The 19,999-nt window shown below is 66.8% G+C and carries 20 protein-coding genes; 12 read left to right on the top strand and 8 right to left on the bottom strand.

Translation table 11 applies throughout. The features are described from left to right. Positions 1 to 5 precede the first annotated feature (5 nt). From CXZ10_RS15220 to CXZ10_RS15210, 3 genes are all read right to left on the bottom strand, one after another. Positions 6 to 512 carry a GNAT family N-acetyltransferase gene (locus CXZ10_RS15220; protein ID WP_101290206.1) on the bottom strand — a complete coding sequence of 169 codons (507 nt, stop codon included), beginning with the start codon at positions 510 to 512 and terminating at the stop codon, positions 6 to 8. After that, positions 500 to 841, bottom strand: coding sequence for a type II toxin-antitoxin system TacA family antitoxin (locus CXZ10_RS15215; RefSeq protein WP_101290205.1), 342 nt, complete (start codon positions 839 to 841; stop codon positions 500 to 502). Before CXZ10_RS15215 ends, CXZ10_RS15220 begins: the two co-directional genes overlap by 13 nt. Before the next feature lie 71 nt (positions 842 to 912). Beyond that, positions 913 to 2,466 carry a methyl-accepting chemotaxis protein gene (locus tag CXZ10_RS15210; RefSeq protein WP_180336015.1) on the bottom strand — a complete coding sequence of 518 codons (1,554 nt, stop codon included), beginning with the start codon at positions 2,464 to 2,466 and terminating at the stop codon, positions 913 to 915. A gap of 719 nt (positions 2,467 to 3,185) precedes the next feature. On the opposite strand from CXZ10_RS15210, the gene CXZ10_RS15205 reads away from it, so the two are divergent. After that, positions 3,186 to 5,279 (top strand): methyl-accepting chemotaxis protein, encoded by a 2,094-nt coding sequence (locus CXZ10_RS15205; RefSeq protein WP_101290203.1) that lies wholly within the window; start codon positions 3,186 to 3,188, stop codon positions 5,277 to 5,279. A gap of 85 nt (positions 5,280 to 5,364) precedes the next feature. On the opposite strand, the gene CXZ10_RS15200 is transcribed toward CXZ10_RS15205, so the two are convergent. The 3 genes from CXZ10_RS15200 to CXZ10_RS15190 all read right to left on the bottom strand — a co-directional run bounded on the left by CXZ10_RS15200 (position 5,365) and on the right by CXZ10_RS15190 (position 7,272). Continuing rightward, positions 5,365 to 5,775: an SRPBCC family protein gene (locus tag CXZ10_RS15200; RefSeq protein WP_101290202.1), complete on the bottom strand. Its 411-nt coding sequence runs from the start codon at positions 5,773 to 5,775 to the stop codon at positions 5,365 to 5,367. Further along, complete coding sequence (locus tag CXZ10_RS15195) at positions 5,772 to 6,095, bottom strand: ArsR/SmtB family transcription factor (protein ID WP_101290254.1); 324 nt, start codon at positions 6,093 to 6,095, stop codon at positions 5,772 to 5,774. The genes CXZ10_RS15200 and CXZ10_RS15195 overlap by 4 nt, the downstream gene beginning before the upstream one ends. Before the next feature lie 286 nt (positions 6,096 to 6,381). Further along, positions 6,382 to 7,272, bottom strand: a complete 891-nt coding sequence (locus CXZ10_RS15190) for a LysR family transcriptional regulator ArgP (RefSeq protein ID WP_101290201.1) — start codon at positions 7,270 to 7,272, stop codon at positions 6,382 to 6,384. Between the two features lie 85 nt (positions 7,273 to 7,357). On the opposite strand from CXZ10_RS15190, the gene CXZ10_RS15185 reads away from it, so the two are divergent. The 8 genes from CXZ10_RS15185 to CXZ10_RS15150 all read left to right on the top strand — a co-directional run bounded on the left by CXZ10_RS15185 (position 7,358) and on the right by CXZ10_RS15150 (position 14,481). After that, entirely contained in the window at positions 7,358 to 7,969 is a 612-nt protein-coding gene (locus CXZ10_RS15185) for a LysE/ArgO family amino acid transporter (RefSeq protein WP_101290200.1), read from the top strand. Between the two features lie 396 nt (positions 7,970 to 8,365). Beyond that, a complete protein-coding gene (locus CXZ10_RS15180; protein ID WP_101290199.1) occupies positions 8,366 to 8,707 on the top strand; it encodes an ArsR/SmtB family transcription factor in 342 nt (113 codons plus the stop codon). Beyond that, positions 8,694 to 9,161: an SRPBCC family protein gene (locus CXZ10_RS15175; protein ID WP_101290198.1), complete on the top strand. Its 468-nt coding sequence runs from the start codon at positions 8,694 to 8,696 to the stop codon at positions 9,159 to 9,161. Before CXZ10_RS15180 ends, CXZ10_RS15175 begins: the two co-directional genes overlap by 14 nt. A gap of 381 nt (positions 9,162 to 9,542) precedes the next feature. After that, positions 9,543 to 10,595, top strand: coding sequence for a S1C family serine protease (locus CXZ10_RS15170; protein ID WP_101290197.1), 1,053 nt, complete (start codon positions 9,543 to 9,545; stop codon positions 10,593 to 10,595). An 18-nt stretch (positions 10,596 to 10,613) separates the two neighbouring features. Continuing rightward, positions 10,614 to 11,630 carry an AAA family ATPase gene (locus CXZ10_RS15165; RefSeq protein WP_101290196.1) on the top strand — a complete coding sequence of 339 codons (1,017 nt, stop codon included), beginning with the start codon at positions 10,614 to 10,616 and terminating at the stop codon, positions 11,628 to 11,630. Then, the gene (locus CXZ10_RS15160) at positions 11,605 to 12,552 is read left to right on the top strand and encodes a DUF58 domain-containing protein (protein ID WP_101290195.1); all 948 of its coding nucleotides are present in this window, start codon (positions 11,605 to 11,607) and stop codon (positions 12,550 to 12,552) included. The genes CXZ10_RS15165 and CXZ10_RS15160 overlap by 26 nt, the downstream gene beginning before the upstream one ends. A gap of 133 nt (positions 12,553 to 12,685) precedes the next feature. After that, positions 12,686 to 13,744, top strand: a complete 1,059-nt coding sequence (locus CXZ10_RS15155) for a VWA domain-containing protein (protein ID WP_101290194.1) — start codon at positions 12,686 to 12,688, stop codon at positions 13,742 to 13,744. 506 nt (positions 13,745 to 14,250) lie between these two features. Beyond that, positions 14,251 to 14,481, top strand: coding sequence for a tautomerase family protein (locus CXZ10_RS15150; protein WP_101290193.1), 231 nt, complete (start codon positions 14,251 to 14,253; stop codon positions 14,479 to 14,481). A 148-nt stretch (positions 14,482 to 14,629) separates the two neighbouring features. On the opposite strand, the gene CXZ10_RS15145 is transcribed toward CXZ10_RS15150, so the two are convergent. Next, the gene (locus tag CXZ10_RS15145; protein WP_101290192.1) at positions 14,630 to 15,544 is read right to left on the bottom strand and encodes a LysR family transcriptional regulator; all 915 of its coding nucleotides are present in this window, start codon (positions 15,542 to 15,544) and stop codon (positions 14,630 to 14,632) included. A gap of 88 nt (positions 15,545 to 15,632) precedes the next feature. On the opposite strand from CXZ10_RS15145, the gene CXZ10_RS15140 reads away from it, so the two are divergent. Beyond that, positions 15,633 to 16,595, top strand: coding sequence for a nitrilase family protein (locus CXZ10_RS15140; protein ID WP_101290191.1), 963 nt, complete (start codon positions 15,633 to 15,635; stop codon positions 16,593 to 16,595). 198 nt (positions 16,596 to 16,793) lie between these two features. Here CXZ10_RS15140 and CXZ10_RS15135 read toward each other — a convergent pair whose 3' ends face one another. Continuing rightward, positions 16,794 to 17,783 carry a helix-turn-helix transcriptional regulator gene (locus CXZ10_RS15135; RefSeq protein ID WP_101290190.1) on the bottom strand — a complete coding sequence of 330 codons (990 nt, stop codon included), beginning with the start codon at positions 17,781 to 17,783 and terminating at the stop codon, positions 16,794 to 16,796. 575 nt (positions 17,784 to 18,358) lie between these two features. On the opposite strand from CXZ10_RS15135, the gene CXZ10_RS15130 reads away from it, so the two are divergent. Then, the gene (locus tag CXZ10_RS15130; RefSeq protein ID WP_180336014.1) at positions 18,359 to 19,039 is read left to right on the top strand and encodes an HD-GYP domain-containing protein; all 681 of its coding nucleotides are present in this window, start codon (positions 18,359 to 18,361) and stop codon (positions 19,037 to 19,039) included. Positions 19,040 to 19,166: 127 nt separating this feature from the next. Next, a complete protein-coding gene (locus tag CXZ10_RS15125) occupies positions 19,167 to 19,976 on the top strand; it encodes an APH(3')-I family aminoglycoside O-phosphotransferase (RefSeq protein WP_101290188.1) in 810 nt (269 codons plus the stop codon). The last annotated feature ends 23 nt before the right edge of the window (positions 19,977 to 19,999 follow it).

Here is a 19,999-nt window from a genome sequence, read left to right as displayed (position 1 = left end):
GCGCGTCAACCCATCCCCTCAACCACCGTCTCCATCGGTAGGAACAACGTGCGGCTTCCATCCGGGTATTCGATGAACTCGGCGGCGTGGAGGTAGAAGCGTTTGGCGGCTTCGTCCTTGGCGTGGACGAGGACGGCGGCGATGCCGATGGTTTGGGATGCCATGGCGATGCGACAGAGGGCGTCGGCGAGAAGGTCCGTGCCGAGGCCCTTGCCGGCATAGGCGCGGTCGACGGCGAGGCGGCCGATGACCGAGACGGGGATGGCGTCGGGGGCATTGCGCCTGAGCTTGCCGGGCGCCTCCATGCGCTCCACCGAACCGGCGGAAACGCAGTAGTAGGCGACCACCCGGCGGCCGTCGCAGACAACATAGGTGCGCGAGAAGCGGCTTTCGTTCTTGAGGGCGCGATGGCGCAGCCAGTCGTTCAACGCAGGCGAGCCGCAGTCGAAGGCCGTGGTGTCGTGGTCGGCCGACAGCGGAGCGGGCGCCGTGAGGCCGGTTACTTCTGCCACGCTGGCACCCGGCGGAGCAGCGCCTTCAGTTTCGGCCCCGGCGCCGGCGGATTGTCGAGGGCGCCTATGAAGGCGTCATAGCGCTCGGGTTCGAGAGCGAACAGGCGTTGGTCGAGCAGCACGTCGATCGCCTGCTGGCGAGCACTTTCCACCATGAACTCGGTGCGCGTCTTGCCCTGCACGGCCGCTGCGTCGTCGATCAACTGGCGGGTGACGCCATCCATTCTGAGGTTGATGCTGCCCTTTGCGGCAGGCGGCGGCGACCGGCCGGTGCTTTTCGCAGCCGACCGCTTGGGGCTTTCATGTGAGGTGGAGCGCAGTTTGGACATGGGGACACTATGTGGCGGCGTATATACGGCGTCAATACAGTATGTCGTCCCGAAGAAGCCGCTGTCCTCCCTCACTCGCAGGCAAACACTGCCGTCTTGCCGAGATCCCCCAGGCGCCTGAACACCTCGTCGCCGGCTTCGTTCAGCGTCACGAGATGGGTCAGCGCGTCCTTGGCGCGGCCGGCCTCGAAGAGTTTCAGCGTCTCCACCGCCTCCTGGTGGACGCGGGCGTGCGGCGCCTCGATGGCGCGGAACTCCGGCGTGCCCTTGATCTTGGGGTCGCTCACCTTGTCGTACCAGAGGCCGAGGCGGCAGCAGTGGTGGTCGAGCACCTTGCCGCTCTCAAGCGCGGCGTAGCCGAGGAGGGTGTCGGTGACCTTCTTCTTGAACAGCACGTGGTCGATCTTGGCGATCTCCAGGAGCATGGCCGGGTTGGTGGAGTCGCGGTAGAGCGTCTTGGACTCCTCGGCGTTGCGCTGGTTGCTGGCCTCCATCTTGTCGGCCATCTGGCGCAGGAGCGCCTGATTGCGCTTGGCGAGATTGGCGGCGGCGTCGACCGAGGAGGCGATCTCGGCGCTGGCCGCCTGCTGCTCCTCCAGCACGGCGGCGATGGAGTCGATGCGCGTCAGCACGGCGCCGACGCGTTCGCCGATGGCGCCCATGGCGGCGGATGCCTCGTCGATCACCTTGTCGCCGGTATCGACGGCGGCGTTGGTGTTGGCCATGGCGGCGGTCATGCCCTCGATCACCTGCCGCATGCCCTCGACGCGGGCGCCGATGTTCTCGGTGGCGCTGGCCGTCTGGTTGGCCAGCACCTTCACCTCGGAGGCGACGACGGCGAAGCCCTTGCCGGCCTCGCCGGCGCGGGCGGCCTCGATGGTGGCGTTGAGGGCGAGCAGGTTGGTCTGGCTGGCGATGGTGTCGATGACGCCGAGGATCTGGGCGATCTGGTCGAAGGCGGCTTCCAGCTCGGTCACCTTGGCCTTGGTCTCGTCCGTGGTGGCGCCGATATGGCCCATGGCGGCGCGCAGCCGATCCACCGCGCCGGTCGACTGGGCAGCGGCATCGGCGGCGCTACGCGATTCACCCAGCGCCTCGTGGCTCGCCCGGGAGATCTCGCCGATGGAGGCGACCATCTCGGCGGTGGAACTCGCCATGGTCTCCGAACTCGCGACGAGGTCGTCCATGTTGAAGGCGAGGCCCGACAGCTCCACCGCGATGGCGTTGACGTCGGACATGGTGGCGGCGAGGCGGCCGATGGTGCTGCGCGTGTGGCAGCTTTCCTGGGTCTCGGCCTCGGCGCGGCGGCGGCGTTCGGCCTCGGCCCGCTCCAGCGCGGTCACCACCCTCGCATAGGCGAGGCAGAGCTCGGAGGCGGCGGACGAGCGGCCGAAGGAGAGGGCGGAGCGGCGCATCAGGGCGGGCAGGGCGGCCGCCATGTGGGCCTCCACCGCGCCGGCGAGGGCGGCGGGGTCGGCGCCTGCGGCGAGGAGATCGGCGACGCGTCGGTCCGTCTCCTTCGCCTCGAACAGGCTGGCGACATCGGCGGCAAGATCGGGCGCGGGCGGTGCCGAAGGTCGGTCGGAGGGGCGGGACGGGGCGGCGTTCGCCGGGGACGGGGCCATGAAGATCTCCTGAGATTCGCGGAGATCGTGCGGGCCAAGGGTTAACGGAGCGTAGCGGACAGTAAAGGCGGCTAAACAATTTGCATAACTAAAACCTTTTGTTATGCCGAGACCGCAACCTCGGCGATTGTTAACGCCCGGCGAAACGCGGACGTTGGCAAGGGCGACCTGCGGCCGATCGGTGGAGACGCCCGGATCGGCGGATGCCCAGGGGATGCAAGCTCGCAGCCCATGACAATCGAAAGTCGATATGAGCCCTGTCATATCTGCCGGGGCCAGAACGACCATGTTCCCTGGGGACGATGTGGTTTCGGTCAAGTCTTCGGTCAGGCGATCAGTCGCGATCATCTAGAAATTTATGCATATGTCTCCGGTACTGCCGCCGAGCGCGCAGCGATGGGGCGCTTTTTCTCGGAGGCGGCCAGCATTCATCAGGAGTTAGGGAAAAAGCGCGATCATGCCGGCCATCGAAGACTAGTGGAGCGAATTTGACATTCGAGTCCCGCCTGACATAGAGCGCCAGCTCAAATGTCAAATTCAAAAGCTCCACTAGAACCAATAACTTGCTAGTGGCTCTTATGACCGAGACATTTGCTCCGAGGCTTGTATCAGGCGGATGCAAATGTCTCGGTCGAACCACTAGTACAGTTCCAGCAAAAGCGGGAACCGGTTTTGCGTCCGGAACTGCGTCACAGCAAAAAGCTCTGGTGGAGGTTGCCATGGGGCGCCTGTCGGTCAATCTGATCCTGAAATCGGTGGTCGGGCTTCTTCTCGGCGTCATCCTGCTCCAGCTGTCGCTGGGGGCGTGGACGTCGTGGAAGCATGTGGCTGACAGCGAGCGCATCGAATCGGTGGCCCGAGCCACGGCGGCGATGTTCGATGCTCTGCCCAACCTTCGGGTCGATCGCAGCAACACCCAGCGCGCCCTGACGGTGGCGGAGGCCGACGCCGGCGTCTACGTCCAGCGGGCCGAGGAGGCGCGCAAGGTGGAGGCGGCGGCCATCGAGGAGGCCATGGCCATCCTGAAGGGCTCCACCATCACCGACGCCGACAAGCTGGTCGCCAGGCTGGACGGCGGCTATGCCGCGCTGAAGGCGGCGCAGGCCAAGACGGCCGAGGCCTTCCGCCTGCCCAAGGACAGCCGCCCCGCCGATGCCGGCCCGGCCCTCGCCGAGGCCGCCACCGCGATGATCGCCACGCTGACCGACGTATCGGCGCTGGCCTCGCAGGACGTGCGCTTCCTCAACGGCTGGACCGACCGCCTCCTGGATATCAAGACCCAGGGCTGGGTGCTGCGCAACAATGCGGGTGACGCCTCCTCGACTACCGCCGACGTGCTCGGCCCCAAGGGCGCGCCTCCGGGAACGCTGGAGAAGTATCTCACCGCCATGGCCGGCGTGAACGCCGCCTGGGCGACCATCCAGGATCAGGTGGGCGGGCTCAGCCTGCCGCGCGGCCTCGCCGACGCGCTGGCCAAGGCCGACAGCGAGTATTTCAAGTCGGGCGTCATCGACCGGCAGGCCGACATCCTGACCAAGGTGATGGCCGGCACCAAGGTGGACATGCAGTCGATCGACTGGAGCAAGGGCAACCAGTCGCGCCTCGACGCGCTGCTCGGCGTCGCCACGGCGGCGCTTGACGCGGCCAAGGCCAACGCGGCCGATGAACGGGCGGCGGCCCTCACCGCCTTCTGGGTGCAACTGGCGCTCCTCGTCGGCGCGCTGGCCTTCGCCACCGCCGTCGTCCTGCTGGTGCAGGGCCGCGTCGTCCGGCCGCTCGGCGTGATCCGCGACCGGATGATGGCGCTCGCCAACGGCCGCTTCGAGATCGAGGCGCCCTATACCGACCGTCACGACGAGATCGGCGCCCTTGGCAAGACCATGGCGGTGTTCCGCGACAACATGCTGGAGACCGAGCGGCTGCGCGCCGAGCGGGCCGACCAGGAGCGCCTCGCCGCCGAGCAGCGGCGGGCCGACATGCACGCGCTGGCCGACCGGTTCGACCAGGCGGTGGGCGGCGTCGTCGAAATGGTCGCCTCGGCGGCCACCGAGCTTCAAGCCTCGGCGAAATCGCTGACCGCGGCGGCCGAGGCCACGCAGAGCCAGTCGGCCACCGTGGCGGCGGCCTCGGAAGAGGCGTCGGCCAACGTGGCATCGGTCGCCTCGGCGACAGAGGAACTGTCGTCGTCGGTGGTGGAGATCTCCCGTCAGGTCAGCACCTCGTCGGAGATCGCCCGGCGCGCCGTCTCCGAGGCCGAGCACACCAACGAGCAGGTGAAGGGACTGGCGGCGGCGGCCGAGAGGATCGGCAACGTCGTCGACCTCATCAACACCATCGCCGCGCAGACCAACCTCCTGGCGCTCAACGCCACCATCGAGGCGGCCCGGGCCGGCGAGGCGGGCAAGGGTTTTGCCGTCGTCGCGGCGGAGGTGAAGCAGCTCGCCGACCAGACCGCCAAGGCCACGGCCGAGATCGGCGCCCAGATCGCCGCGATCCAGGCGGCCACCTCGGAAGCGGCGACGGCCATCCAGGGCATCGGCGGCACCATCGAGACCATGAGTTCCATCGCCGCCTCGATCGCCGACGCCGTCGACGGGCAGGGCGCGGCGACATCGGAAATCGCCCGCAACGTGCAGCAGGCGTCGATCGGAACGTCCAGCGTTTCCGAGAGCATCACCAGCGTCACGGTGGCGGCCAGCGAATCCAGCTCCGCCTCGGTGCAGGTGCTGTCGTCGGCCTCCGAACTCAGCCGGCAGGCGGAGACGCTGCAGCTCGAGGTGGACAAGTTCCTGAGTTCGGTGCGCGCCGCCTGAGGCCGCCGTTCACGGAAAGTCCGAGGATCGCCGTGCTTGCCGGCGATCCTTTTTCTCGTCGCATCGGGTTTGTGGGGACGATGCGTCAGGCGATGCGCGCGAGCACGTCCTCCAGGCCATTGAGGAAGGCGGGCCAGCCGGCGCGGGCGCCCTCGTAGAACTGGTCCTGTCCCGGCTGGAAGCCGGTCTGCTGCATGGTGAGACGTGTGCCGCCCGCCGCGGCGGCGAGCGTCCAGCGGACGATGCTTCGGAGGCCATAGGCGTCCCAGCGGTAGGCGAGCGCGCGCCTGGGCTCGACTTCGAGAACCTCGCAATCGACAGTGCCCCACTCGGCCTTGAGCTGGAACTTGTGGCCGACCTCCGGCCGGAAGTCGCTCTTCATCAGCCAGTCGTCGATCAGCGGCTGTTCGGTCAGCGCCCGCCATACCTTCTCCGGCGGGTGGGGAAGCTCACGCTCCAGCGTCACGGAGCGGCTGTCGGCTGCAATGTCGGTCATTGATCCATCCTCCTCAGGAGATCTTCGAGCTTGTCGAGACGGCCCTGCCAGAAGCCCGTCATGCGACCCGTCCAGTCGATGAGGGGTGAGAGGGCGTCGGGGCGGGCGCTGTAATGCGTCTGCCGGCCCTCGCGGCGGTCGATCACCAGCCCTGCTTCCTTCAGGATGCCGAGATGCTTGGACACGGCGGGCTGCGAGACGCCCGCCTCCGCCGTCAGCGCATGCACCGTCTGCTCGCCCTCGAGGCAGAGCCGCTCGAAGAGGCCGCGCCGGGTGGGATCGGAAAGGGTGGCAAAGAGCTGGTCGGCGGCAAGGGGCATGGGATTCATAACTCGCTGGTGATGGGTTATTCATAGCTGATGGGTTATGAATGAGTCAAGGTGGGGTGGGGGAGACCTGAGAGGGGAGACCTATACCCGCACCTGAGATATCTCGTCCTGAGGTCCTCGCTTTCGCAAGGATGACAAAATTATATAAATGAAACAGTTGGATAGCTTGGCGCCCATTTCTATCAAGTTGTCATCCCCGCGCAGGCCTCTTGAATTCGCGCGCGAATTCAAGGTGGACCTCAGGACGAGAAATCTCAGCGGCCGATATAGGGCTCCCTCACACCAGCGCATCCTTTGCCGCTTCCAATACGGCGCGCGTCAACGCCGGAAACTGACCCGATACGAGGCGGCTCACTTGCCAGTGAAGCGTCACGTCGAGCGTGGCGCCTGGCACCAGCTCCACGAGGCGGCCTTCGGCGAGGTGGCCCGCAACAAGCTGCGTGGGGTTGAGGCCCCAGCCCATGCCGAGGAGGGCGGCGTCGACGAAGCCGTGCGTCGAGGGCAGCCAGTGGGTGGGGCCGGGGTCCGTGGCGCCGAGCGTCCGCCGCGCCCAATCCTGCTGCAAGCCGTCCTTCTGGTTGAAGGTGAGCGCGGGGGCGCGGGCGAGCGCCTCGGCGGTGACGCCGTCCGGAAAGTAGCGCGCCATGAAGGCGGGGCTGGCGGTGGCGTGGTAGCGGAGGCGGCCGAGCGGGCTGACCTTGCAACCGGCCACCGGCTTTGACAGCGAGGTGACGGCGGCCACCACATGGCCGCGCCTCAGCCAGTCGGCCGTGTGGTCCTGGTCATCGACGGCGATCCTGAGCATGGCCTTGGTGCGTTCGGCGAAGGCGGCGGCGGCCGGCATGAACCAGGTGCCGAGGCTGTCGGCATTGACGGCGATATCGAGGGTGACCGGGCCGGACAGGGGGTCGCCGAGGCCAGGCAGCCGCTCCAGAAGGTCGCTTTCCAGCATGCCCACCAGCTCGACATGCCGGCAGAGCCAGGCGCCCTTTTCCGTGGCGGTGCAGGGCGTGCCGCGCTCGATCAGCACGGCGCCGAGCCGCTCCTCCAGAAGCCGCACCCGTTGCGAGATGGCCGAGGGCGTGACGGAGAGCGCCTTGGCGGCCTTCTCGAAACTGCCGGTGCGGACGATGGCGGCGACGGCGAGGGCGGCGGAATAGTCGATCATTAGCGGGGCTAATCCAAGATAAGCAGGTTTAATTTGTCTAATCCTCTGGGGCCGTCTAGTCCATCTGGGCGAACAGGGGGCTCCAGTGGATCTTTCGGCTTATCTTTCCGGGCTGGGCATGGGCCTCAGCCTGATCGTCGCCATCGGCGCGCAGAATGCCTTCGTGCTGCGGCAGGGGCTGAAGGGTGGGCACGTCTTCGCCGTCTGCCTGACCTGCGCGCTGTCGGACGTGGCGCTGATCGTCCTGGGCGTCACCAGTTTCGGCCGCATCGCCGCCGTGCTGCCTTGGCTCGACCCGGTGATGCGCTTCGGCGGAGCCGCCTTCCTCGCCGTCTATGGCTTCAGGAACCTCATGTCGGCCGTGAGGTCGCATGGCGCGCTGGATGTCAGCGGCGGCAACGGACCGACGCCGCTCTGGCCGACGCTTGTCGCCTGCCTCGCCATCACCTGGCTCAACCCGCACGTCTATCTCGACACGGTGGTGCTGCTCGGCACCATCTCCACGCAATATCCGGGTGAGGAGGCGGCCTTCGCGCTGGGCGCCATGACCTCCTCCTTCGGCTTCTTCTTCTCGCTCGGCTATGGGGCGGCGAAGCTCCGCCCGATCTTCGCCCAGCCGACGGCGTGGAGGCTGCTGGAGGGGGCGATAGCCGCGATCATGTGGGCGATCGCGGGGAGTTTGGTGGTGGGGGGATAGGGGGAGTGTGATATCGACGTTGCGCCTCTATCTGCCTGAGGTCCCCGCCTGCGCGGGGATGGCAATTAATTGATACAAAACAATTAGATAGCGCGTTGCCTTGCGACCGCCGGCCTGTCTCCCCTCTCCATAAGACTGTCATTCTCGCGAAGGCAAGAACCTCAGGACGGTAGAGCGAGCCGTTGATATCGGGCGGTGGTGCAGGGAGCGCGATAGTGGCGCCGAGCTCCTTCCTGCCCGAGGTCCACCTTGAATTCGCGCGCGAGTTCAAGCGGCCTTCGCGGGGATGACGATTAATCTATATAAATCAACATGATAATCCGCTTGCGGCGATAAAACTTAGCCAAATGGATAACTGTCTTGACAGGGTGCTGCCTCTCGTGATTAGTTAGCCATATGGATAACCTTGATCGCATCTTCCACTCCCTGGCCGACGGCACCCGCCGCGCCATCATCGCCCAACTCGCCAGCGGGCCGGCCCGCGTCGGCGATCTGGCGCAGCACCACGACATGGCGCTGCCCAGCTTCCTGAAACACATGCGCGTGCTGGAAAGCTCCGACATCATCGTCTCCCGCAAGGTGGGGCGGGTGCGCATGTGCGAGTTGCGCCCCAACGCGCTCGTGGTGGCGCAAAACTGGCTAGAGCGGGAGCGCCGCATCTGGGAGGACCGGCTCGACCGGCTGGACTTTCTTGTCGAAACCCTGGCGAAGAAGGAAACGCCCGATGGAACTGAATAAGGATCTGGACCTGCTGCTCGAACGCACGGTGAAGGCCAGCCCGGCCCAGCTCTGGCGCGCCTGGACCGAGCCGGAGCTTCTGAAGCAATGGTTCGCGCCGCGCCCCTATGGCGTGGTCAAGGCGGAGATGGAGCTCATCCCCGGCGGCGTGTTCAACATCGTCATGTGCTCGCCCGAGGGCGAGGCCTTCCCCGACAAGCCCGGCTGCCTGCTGCTGGTCGAGCCGGAGCGGCGGCTGGTCTGGACGGACGGCCTCGGGCCGCTGTTCCGCCCCAACGCCGAGGCCTTCCTCACCGCCGACATCACCATGGAAGCGGTGGCCGGCGGCACGCGCTACCGGGCGCTGGTGCGCCACAAGAGCCCCGAGGACAGGAAGAAGCACGAGGACATGGGCTTTGCCGAGGGCTGGGGCACCTGCCTGACCCAGCTCGACGAGCTCGCCGTCACGCTCTGACGCGAGGTACATCCCGAATAGCTGTCGCCGCGATCACCTGGTGGTCGCGGCGATGCTGTTTGTGGAGTGGAGCGCGATATCGACGTTGCGTTCCATCCTGCCTGAGGTCCACCTTGAACTCGCGAGCGAACTCAAGCGGCCTGCGCGGGGATGACAGAGCTATATATAAACAAAACAATAGGATAGCGAATCTCACCGGTGCGACCTGCCGTCCGTTTAATCCTGCCTCATATTTTCACATTTGCGAGAGCGGCGGGCGCCGGGCGGCATTTGTCGTTGGCAGGGGAACCGCTTTTCCGTACCCTCGTTGTTCTACGTACTCAGCACGTATCAGGCGCGTTCAGGTCTCCCGGCTTCCAACCCGATCAGGGGGAACCGACCATGAAGAAGCGGCCGATCATCAGCAGGTCCGGCAAACCGCGCGCGGCGGGCGATGCAACGCGGCCTGCGCCCGACGACACCACGCCCGCCTTCATCACCCCTTTCGACCATGACGAGCCGCCGCTCCGGCAGCGCCTCGGCGCCCGCTGGACCGGCTTCTACGGCCGGCACCAGGGGCCGCTCCTGGTGGCGATCAGCGTGGCGACGACGCTCGCCCTGGTCGGCCTTTACCAGTTCGCAGAGCCGGCGCCGCAGCGTCTCACCCAGCCGCAGCTCAACGCGGCCGTCAACTTCGCACTCGACGAGCGGCCCCGTCCGCCCTCGGTGGCCTCGGTCGCCTATGCCAAGATCATTGGCTCGGTGGTCGAGGTGAACGGCTTCGATCCCACGGGCAATAAGCCCGACGGCAAGGCGGACGACAGATTGGGCGACACGCCCGAAGACGGCCCGCTGCCGCCCGATCTCAGGTCGTCGCCCGCCGCCAAGGACGGCGTCGACGAGGACTACCACAAGAGGTTCTCGGCCGTCGGCACCGGCGTGGTCATCAACGAGAGGGGAACCATCCTCACCAACCTGCATGTCGCGGCCGCCGCCCCCAGCCTCCGGGTGGTGTTTGCCGACGGCACCGAGTCCGACGCGCTGATCGTCGGCGCCCAGCCGGAGCACGACCTCGCCGTTCTCCAGCCGGACGTGCTGCCCGACGACCTCCAGCCGGCGACGCTCTCTTCCACCGCCAACCTCCGGCCCGGCGACGACGTGCTGGCCGTGGGTTTTCCCTTCGGCATCGGCCCCTCGGCTACCGCCGGCGTGGTGTCGGGCCTGAAGCGGCAGTTCGGCGACGAAGAGGGGGGCCGGGTGCTCGGCAACCTCATCCAGTTCGACGCGGCGGCCAACCCCGGCAACTCCGGCGGGCCGCTGGTCAACGCCGACGGCGAGGTGGTGGGCATCGTCACCGCCATCGTCAACCCCTCAGGCGTCCGCACCTTCGCCGGCATCGGCTTCGCCGTGCCGATCGAAAACGCCATGGGCGGGCTCGGGGAGTCACCGCTTTGATTTTGGAAAGGACCGCCGATGACCGAACCCGCCGTTTCCGCCCCCGAGGCGGCCCAGCAGATGGAGCAGATCCTCTATGAGGTGAAGAAGGTCGTCGTCGGCCAGGACCATTTCCTGGAGCGGGTGCTGATCGCCCTTCTTTCCGGCGGGCATCTTCTCGTCGAGGGCGTGCCGGGCCTTGCCAAGACGCTGACCGTCAACACGCTGGCCGAGGTGATCCGGGGCAGCTTCAAGCGCATTCAGTTCACACCCGACCTGGTGCCGTCCGATCTCGTAGGCACTCGCATCTACAACCAGAAATCCGGCGAGTTCACCACCTCGCTCGGCCCGGCCTTCGCCAACCTGCTGCTCGCCGACGAGATCAATCGCGCGCCGCCCAAGGTGCAGAGCGCGCTCCTCGAAGTGATGCAGGAGCGGCAGGTGACGATTGCCGGCGAGACGCACAAGGTGCCCAGCCCCTTCGTGGTGATGGCGACGCAGAACCCGATCGAGACCGAGGGCACCTATCCGCTGCCGGAGGCGCAGGTCGACCGCTTCATGATGAAGGTGCTGGTCGGCTACCCCAGCGAGGAGGAGGAGTTCGTCATCGTCTCCCGGTCGATCGCCCCGCCGCCGACTGTGGCGCGGGTGACCGATGCCGGCCAGCTCATGGCGCTGCAGGCCCGCTGCCGGCAGATCTACGTCGACCCGTCGCTGATCCAGTTCGCGGTGCGCGTGGTGGCGGCCACACGGACGCCGGACCTCGCCGGCCTCAAGGATCTTTCCCGGCTGATCCTCTATGGCGCCTCGCCGCGCGCCACCATCGGCATGATCGCCGCCGGGCGGGCGCTCGCCCTGTTGCGCGGCCGCGACTACGTGCTGCCGGAAGACGTGATCGACGTCACCGCCGACGTGCTGCGCCACCGCGTCGTGCTGTCCTACGAGGCGCTGTCGGAGTCCGTGTCCGCCGACGACATCGTCTCGGCCATCCTGAAAGCCGTTCCCGCCCCCGACAAACCCCTGGAGGCCCATGTCCGCGTCGCCGCATCAGGCTGAATCGGTGCTCCGCCGATTGGAGTGGACGGTGGTCCGCCGGCTCGACGGACTGCTGCAGGGGGACTATCGCACGCTGTTCCGTGGCATGGGCCTCGATCTCGCCGATCTACGCGCCTATCAGGCCCATGACGACGTGCGCCACATCGACTGGAACGTGACGGCGCGCACCGGCGAGCCGCATGTGCGCGTCTACAACGAGGAGCGCGAGCTGACCGCCTGGTTCCTGCTCGATTTGAGCCCCTCGGTGGATTTCGGCTCGGGCGAGATCAGCAAGCGGCAGGTGCTGGCCGAGTTCACCGCCGTGCTGGCTCGCCTCTTGACCCGGCGGGGCAACATGGCCGGCGCCATCCTGTTCAACGGCATCGACGAGTTCGTGGTGCCGCCGCGCGGCGGTCGCCGGCACGTGTTGCATCTCCTCGCCAAGGTCCTCACCCACCCGCGCCTGTTGCGCGCGCCGGAGACCGACCTCGGCGCTTTCCTCGGCCGGTCGCTCAAGGCGCTGAAGCGGCGGTCGCTGGTCTTCGTGCTGTCAGACTTCATCTCCCGACCCGGCTGGGAACGGGCGCTCGCCGAGTTGAGCCGGCACCACGAGGTGGTGGCGGTGCGGCTTTTCGATCCGCTGGAAGGCGCGCTGCCCAACCTCGGAATGATGCTCATCGAGGATGCCGAAAGCGGCGAGCAGCTTTTCGTCGACACCGCCGACCGGGGCTTCCGCCGGCGCTTCCTGGCCGAGGCGGAGCGGCGGGAAGCGGCGCTTTACGATGCCTTCGGGCGGGCCGGAACGGATGTGCTGGAGTTGTCCACCGCCGACGACCTGCTCGACGCCATCCTGCGCTTTGCCGATCTGCGCAGGATGGGCGCCGGGCTGGGCGGCGGCCTGCCGGGGCGCCTGTCCCAAAACTCTACTGGGGCGGGCATCTAGCTTCGATTTCTGCGCTTCCGGTGCTCACGAACCCCAAAGTTCGCTCCGCTCCGGTTCTCGAAACCATCGCTATCTGCCTCGCCCAGCGAGTTTTGGGGCAGGCGCCCAGGGAGGTGACTAAGAGGGTGACGCCATGACCTTCATCTGGATGCCCATGCTCTGGCTGTTGCTGCTCGTTCCGCTGATGATCGGGCTCTATATCCTCATGCTCCGGCGGCGGAAGCGGACGGCCGTCCGCTACTCCAACCTCGCCATGGTCAGGCAGGCCATGGGCCGGGGCGCGGGCTGGCGCCGCCATGTGCCGCCCGCCTTGTTGCTCATCGCCATCGCCGTGCTGATCCTCGCCGTCGCCCGGCCGGCGGCGGTGATGACGCTCGCCTCCTCGCGCGCCACCACCATTCTCGCCATGGACGTATCCGGCTCCATGCGGGCGCAGGACGTGCCGCCGTCGCGCATCGCCGCCTCGCAGGCGGCCGCCAAGGAGTTCATCGCCGGCCAGCCGGCCGACGTGCAGATCGGCATCGTGGTGTTCGCCTCCGCCGCCTATCTGGTGCAGCCGCCCACCCTCGACCGCGAGGCGCTGTCGCAGGCGATCGACCGCTTCGAGACGCGGCGCGGCACGGCGGTGGGCTCGGGCGTGCTGACCTCGCTCGCCACCATCTTCCCCGACGAGGATTTCGAGGGCATTGAGGACAGCCTGGGGCCGCCGGACAGCGCGCCCAAGCCACCCAGCCGGTCGCTGGACGATCCGGAGAGCACGGTGGAGAAGATGCCGCACATCCCGGTGCCGCCGGGCTCCTACCAGAACGCGGTGATCGTCCTCCTGACCGATGGCGGCACCACCACCGGCCCCGATCCCATCAAGGCCGGGCAGACCGCCGCCGACTATGGCGTGCGCGTCTATACCGTGGGCTTCGGCTCGCCGAGCGGAGACGTGGTGGCCGTCGAGGGCGGTTCCTGGCGCACCCAGCCCGACCTCGAAACGCTGAAGACCATCGCCCGCATCACCGAGGGCCAGTTCTTCGAGGCCCGCTCCTCCGAGGACCTCACGCAGGTCTACCAGTCGCTGTCGGCCAAGCTCGTCACCGAGACCAAGCTGACCGAAATCTCCTTCATCTTCGCCGGCATCGGCGCCCTGTTCGCGCTCGCGGCGGGGTGCCTCTCCATGCTCTGGTTCGGCCGCATCGCGTGAAACTCTACTGGGGCGGCCATCCCTGGCATCCGCTTGATCCGAAAAGTCTGCAACTTTTCGGGCGGATGCCTTGGTCTAGTGTTCTGCGCTTCCGGTGCTCACGGGTGGTTTTCCAAGACGCAACTCCGGACGCAAAACCGGTTCCCACTTTTGCTGGAGCTGCTTGAAGTCCGCTCCGCTCCGGTTCTCGAACCCGTCGCCATATGACTCACCCCAGCGAGTTTCACACGTCGGCGCGGGCTTTTGCGGGAGACCCATATCGGCCGATTGCTCTGTTCTGCCTGAGGTCCTCGCCTGCGCGAGGATGACAGGAGAATTATATTTAGGAAACAGATGGATAGCGAGGCACCCATTGCTATCAGGCTGTCATCCTGGCGAAGGCCGGGATCTCGGGAAGGTAGAGCGAGCGGGTGATATCAGTCTCCCCCGCCTCCTCCGATCTTTCATCTGGAAAGGCGGGATCAACAGCGGCAACATGACGCGCTGGAACTGCCAAGGAGGAAGCCATGCCGCATGTCGTCATCAAGATGATCGAGGGCCGGAGCGAAGAGCAGAAGCGCCGTACCGCTGAGCTGGTCACCCAGGCGATCATGGACGGCATCGGCTGCAAGGAAAGCTCCGTCTCCGTCGCCATCGAAGACCTGCCGGCGGCCGAGTGGGTCAGCGCGGTGTATCGTCCGGAGATCGAGCCGCAGATGGATCGGCTGTACAAGAAGCCGGGGTACAAGCCGGAGTGAAGAAGCAGGCGCCCTATATCGTCGTTGCACTCTATTCTGCCTGAGGTCCTCGCCTGCGCGAGGATGACAGGAGGATTATATTTAGGAAACAAGCGGATAGTGAGGCGCCCGTTTCTATCATGCTGTCATCCTTGCGAAAGCGAGGACCTCAGGCCGGAAAGGGCGGGGCCGAACTATAGGGCGCCGTGTCGAGGCTTTCCGGTTCTCCCCTCACATGCTCCACGAACCTTTTGAGCAGCGGGTTGCTGTTGGCGGTGCGCCAGCAAAGGCCGATCGGCCAGCTCGCGTGTGCGCCCGGAAGCCGCATGGATTGGGTGCGGGCGCCGAGGGCTTCGACACCTTGCAGGGGGAGAAGCGCGGCGCCGAGGCCGGCGGCCACCACGGCGTGGACGGTGAGGATGTCGTCGGCCTGCTGGATGACGCGCGGCGTGAAGCCGGCGCCCCGGCACCAGGCGGTGACCTGGGCGTCGAGACCGGGGCCGCGGCGGGAGGCGAGGGCCACGAAGCCGAGGGCGTTGAGATCGTCGAGCCGGTCGGGCGGCGGCAGGGCGACGCCCTGCGGCACCACCAGCGCCAGATGCTCGGTGAGGATGGGCGCGAAGGAGAGGTCGTCCGCTTCCGGCTTGCGGCAGAAGCCGAGGTCGAGCCGGCCGGCCAGGAGGCGCTCGTGCTGCTCGCGCGAGGACATGTCGTTGAGGGTGATCTCGCAGTCCGGCACGGCGCGGCGGAAGCCGGCGATCAGCGCCGGCGCGGCGACCAATGTGGAGATGCCGAAGCCGATGTCGAGCCGGCCAGTGAGGCCGGCGCTGGCGCGCTTCAGCCGCAGGTCGGCTTCTTCGCTCAAACGCAAGAGCGGCCGCGCCTCGGCGAGCAACACTTCGCCGAGGGCTGTCGGCTTGGCGCCGTGCCGGCCGCGCTCGAACAGCGCGCCGCCGATGGTCGCTTCCAGCGCCTGGATCTGCTTGCTGAGCGTCGACTGGGTGACGCAGAGCTTTGCCGCCGCCTTGCCATAGTGGCCGGCGTCGACCAGTTCGGTGAAGGCGCGGAGAAGCTTCAGATCCATTCCATAGCCGAATAATTTCAGGACAATTTGTCATTTTACAGATGGGAGGCGGAGAGAGCAAGCTCGGGGCAACCAAGGAGGACGCGCCATGACGCTCAGGGTTTCCAGCGTGCAGTTCCAGCATCGGGCCGGCGACAAGGCCTATAATCTTCAGCGCATCGCCGAGTTCACGCGGCGGGCGCTCCGGGCCGGCAGCCAGCTCGTCGTCTTTCCGGAAATGTGCATCACCGGCTATTGGCACGTGCCCAAGCTCGACGCGGCGGGGCTTGCCGCGCTGGCCGAGCCGCTTTCCGGGCCGTCGATCACCGCCGTGGCCGCCCTGGCCCGCCAGCAGGGCATCGCCATCGGCGCGGGCTTTCTGGAGCGCGGCGACGACGACAGGCTCTACAACGCCTATGCCGTCTGCCTGCCGGACGGCGCGCTGCATTGCCACCGCAAGCTCCACGCCTTCGAGCACAAGCTGATTTCAAGCGGCGACCGCTACACTGTGTTCGACACGCCCTGGGGCATCCGGGCGGGCATCCTGATCTGCTGGGACAACAACCTCGTCGAGAACGCGCGGGCGACGGCGCTCATGGGCGCGGAGCTGTTGATTGCGCCGCACCAGACGGGCGGCTGCAACTCTGTGAGCCCCGAGGGCATGAAGCACATTCCCTTGGATACATGGGCGCGCCGGCAGGAGGACCCCGCCGCCATCCAGGCGGAAATCCTCGGGCCGAACGGCCGCGGCTGGCTGATGCGCTGGCTGCCGTCCCGCGCTCATGACAACGGCCTGTTCCTGATCTTCAGCAACGGCATCGGCCAGGACGAGGACGAGGTGCGCACCGGCAACGCCATGATCCTCGACCCCTATGGCCGGATCATCGTGGAGACCTCGGAGGCCGGCGACGACATGGTCAGCGCCGATCTCGACCTCGGCCTGCTCGACAAATGCACCGGCCAGCGCTGGATCAGGGGAAGGCGGCCCGAGCTCTACGGCATCCTGACCGAGGCAAGGCCGGACACGCTCGCGCCGCTGGAGGCGCGGTTTTCGGAGAGGCCGACGCGGTGAGGGGGATAGAGATCAGTCGATCGCCGCACCGTCCGGAGGTCCTCGCTTCGCAAGGATGACAGGAGAATTATATATATGAAACAATCGGATAGAGAGGCGTCCCTTTCTATCGAGCTATCATCCTGGGCGTGAGGCGCAGGACCTCAGGACGGAAGAATGGTGAGGCTGATATCGGTCTCCCCACATGCTTGGAGCGCGCTAGGACGCCCCCTCGTCGCGGTGGGGCAGAAAGCCCAGCGTTTCCCTGGGCGTCTCGCCGACGACGGACTGATAGTCGTGGGCGAACCTTGCGATGTTGGTGAAGCCCCAGCGCGCCGCCGCGTCGCGAACGGACCCCACCTTGCCGGACAGGAGGTCGCGCCGCGCGCCCTCGATCCGCCCGTTCTTCAGCACGTTGTGCGGCGAGGCGTTGAGGTGCTTGCGAAAGCCGTCCTGCAGGGCGCGCACGCTGATGTCGAGGGAGGAGGCGAGGTCGTGGATGGTCAGCGGCGCGGTCTGGCTGGCGATCAGCTCGACGGCCCGCATGACGTTCCGCCGCGAGGCGACCAGCTTCTCCCGGCGGTGGCCGTCGTGTCCCCGGTCGACCAGTTCGGCGATGGCGACGATGGTGGCGCTGCGGATGAGGTCGAGGCTCGCCTCGGAGGCGTGACCGCCGGCCTCGAAGCTTTCGCGATAGGCGGCGGACAGGGCCTGCATCAGGTGGCCGACCCTGCTGCCCAGAGAAAAGTCCTGCATGCCCGACCAGCGGACCGGAGCGTCCTCGGCATATTGGCGCAAGGCGGCGTCAAAGTCGTCACGCCCGATCTGCAAGGCCGTGGTGGCCGTCGATCTGGTCGAGGAATAGCCGGTCGTGTGGTTCATGGGGAAGACGAAGCCGACATCGCGGGACTGCGGCTGGTCGCCGCACCGCGTGCGAATGGCGAAGTCGCCCCTGAGCTTGGTGAGGATGACGATGTCGTCGCGGTCGGTGTCGAAGGACGCGGTGAGGTCGTCGCCCGTGTGGCAGTGGCTGAGCCAAAGCGCCCCGTCGCGGACGATGGACGTCCTGAAACTGAAGTTGCCGTCGCTCGAGCCGGTCAGGCTGACCGACGGGCCGTAAACGCCGGTGAAGAGGGTTCTGACCTCGTCCAGGCCGCGATATTCGCTGCTGAAGCTTGTCCGGCCGGAGCGGCCGCCGATCCCTCGCATGTCTCCCTCGTCAATACCGCAGCCAACCGGCGACAAGACACGCGATGCACAGGGCGCTGTCAAGGAAAATACGGACAGGGGAGACGCCGAGGTATAGAGTTTTTCGTGAACTCAGGTCATCGGAACCGTCCATCTCCTTGTCATGTGCAAATGACCGGACAAGATTGCGCTTCGCCGTCATGGGAATTGCTCCACCGGACTTGGCCCCTCGTGGTCGAGACTAAGCTGCGAACGACTGAATACATATCAATGGTGTGATATGTAGATGGAATACTTCTTCTTCAGGTTGAGGCAGACGGAATAGATGCGCGCTTGGCGCGCGTCGTCGCGGCGGGCAGCCGCCTGCGTGGACAAAAAGCGCCGGCCTGGACAAAAAGCGCATTACCACATGGCTCGCGAGTTTTCTCTATTCTGGGCCGGCGATGACGGCGAGGCCGGGCCTCGTCGTTTCGCTTTCAGGAAGATCAGAGTGCGAAAGGCTGGGTAGCGACGTGTCCCCGCATGTGTCCTCAAGTCGGATTGCCGCTGACGCGGGAAAAGCCTCCCGCCTCCTATCGTCGGACGCCGGGTCCGCCGTGCCGGCCGCCAACCTCCAGGACATGAGCTATCCCGACAGGCGAACGTCGCTGCTCATCCATGCCGCGCTGACGCGGAGCGGATGCGACGCCGCCACCATCGGCCGCGTGCACCAGTATCTCGCCGACGCCGGCGCCGTTCCGATGCTGACGAGGCTGAGGCGCCACTGCGGCTATATCTTCGCCCATTCGCTGAAGACCACGAAGCTCGTCGTCCACGTCGCCCGTGACATGAGCGTCGACGGCAGCGAGCACGCCGTTCTCTTTGTCGGCGCGCTGCTGCACGACATCGGCAAGCTGGCAGTGCCCACCAGCCTTCTGAACGCGACGCGGCGTCTCCGCAAGACGGAGATCGACGCCATCCGCAGCCATTCGGAAATCGGCTACGACAGCCTCAGCGATACGCGGATCATCGGCTGGAACGCGGTGCTGGACGTGATCCGTCACCACCATGAACGGCTCGATGGTTCGGGCTATCCCTTTGGGCTGACGGCGCCGGACATCTCCTGGCGGACGCGATGCGTCACCGTCTGCGACGTGTTCAGCGCCCTCATCGAGAGCCGACCCTATCGCCCGGCCATGAACCGGGACGAGGCCTCTGCCATGCTGTCGCAGATGGTGGCGGCCGGCAAGATCGACGGCGACATCGTCAACGCGCTGCGCCGCTGGCGGCCGGAATAAGGCCTCTTTTCATCGATAATCCTGGCCCAGGGTCTTTTGGCCTTGGGATGGCGCTCGCCGCACCCCACTTATGTTGGGCGCCGGGCGAGCCTCGGGGCTATCTGATCCTATCGCCTGGAACCCTTCGATGACCGACGCCGACCGGGACGACGCCCGCCCGACCGTGCCGCCGAGCCTCGCCGCCGCGGTGGCGGGCTATGCCTGGGCGCGGGACACCATCGGCGCCTCGGGCGGCGCCGTTTTTCGCCTTCACGGCAAGGCGGGGGCGCCCAACCTCTATCTGAAGCATGGCCGCGACGCCGTGGCCGACGCCATCACCGAGGAGGCGGCGCGGCTCAACTGGCTCGCCGCCCACCTGCCGGTGCCGGCCGTCGTCAAGTTCCGGCGCACGCCCCACGAGGCCTTTCTGCTGATGACGGCGCTGCCCGGTCGGACGGCCTACCAGGTTCTCGTGGCCGAGCCCGACGCCCGCCCTGATGTCATCGACGCGCTCGCCGCCTTCCTCAGGCGGCTGCACGCCATCCCCGTAAGCGACTGCCCCTTTGTCGCCGGCCATGCCCAGCGGCTCGCCGTCGCCCGCGCCCGCATCGACGCCGGGCTGGTCGACGTCGGCGACTTCGACGAGGAGCGGCAGGGCTGGACGGCCGAGGACGTGTGGGACGGGCTGCAAGCCCTGCTACCGCTCGCCGCCGACCCGGTGGTGACCCACGGCGACTTCTCGCTGGACAATCTGATCGTCGAGGGGGGCGAGGTGGTCGGCTGCATCGACGTGGGCCGGGCCGGCATCGCCGACCGCTACCAGGATCTCGCCATCCTCTGGAACTGCCTGCACGAGTTCGGCCCGGCGCTGCAAGACCGACTGTTCCAGAGCTACGGCATCGCCAGACCGGACCGGCGCAAGCTGCGGTTCCACCTGATGCTGGACGAGCTGTTCTAGAGCCGGCCGAACTTCATCCCATC

This window comes from Pleomorphomonas diazotrophica (assembly GCF_002844595.1).
Classification (GTDB): Bacteria; Pseudomonadota; Alphaproteobacteria; order Rhizobiales; family Pleomorphomonadaceae; genus Pleomorphomonas; species Pleomorphomonas diazotrophica.
The sequence above is the reverse complement of the archived record's forward strand: the minus strand, read 5'-3'. Positions and strand labels throughout refer to the sequence as shown.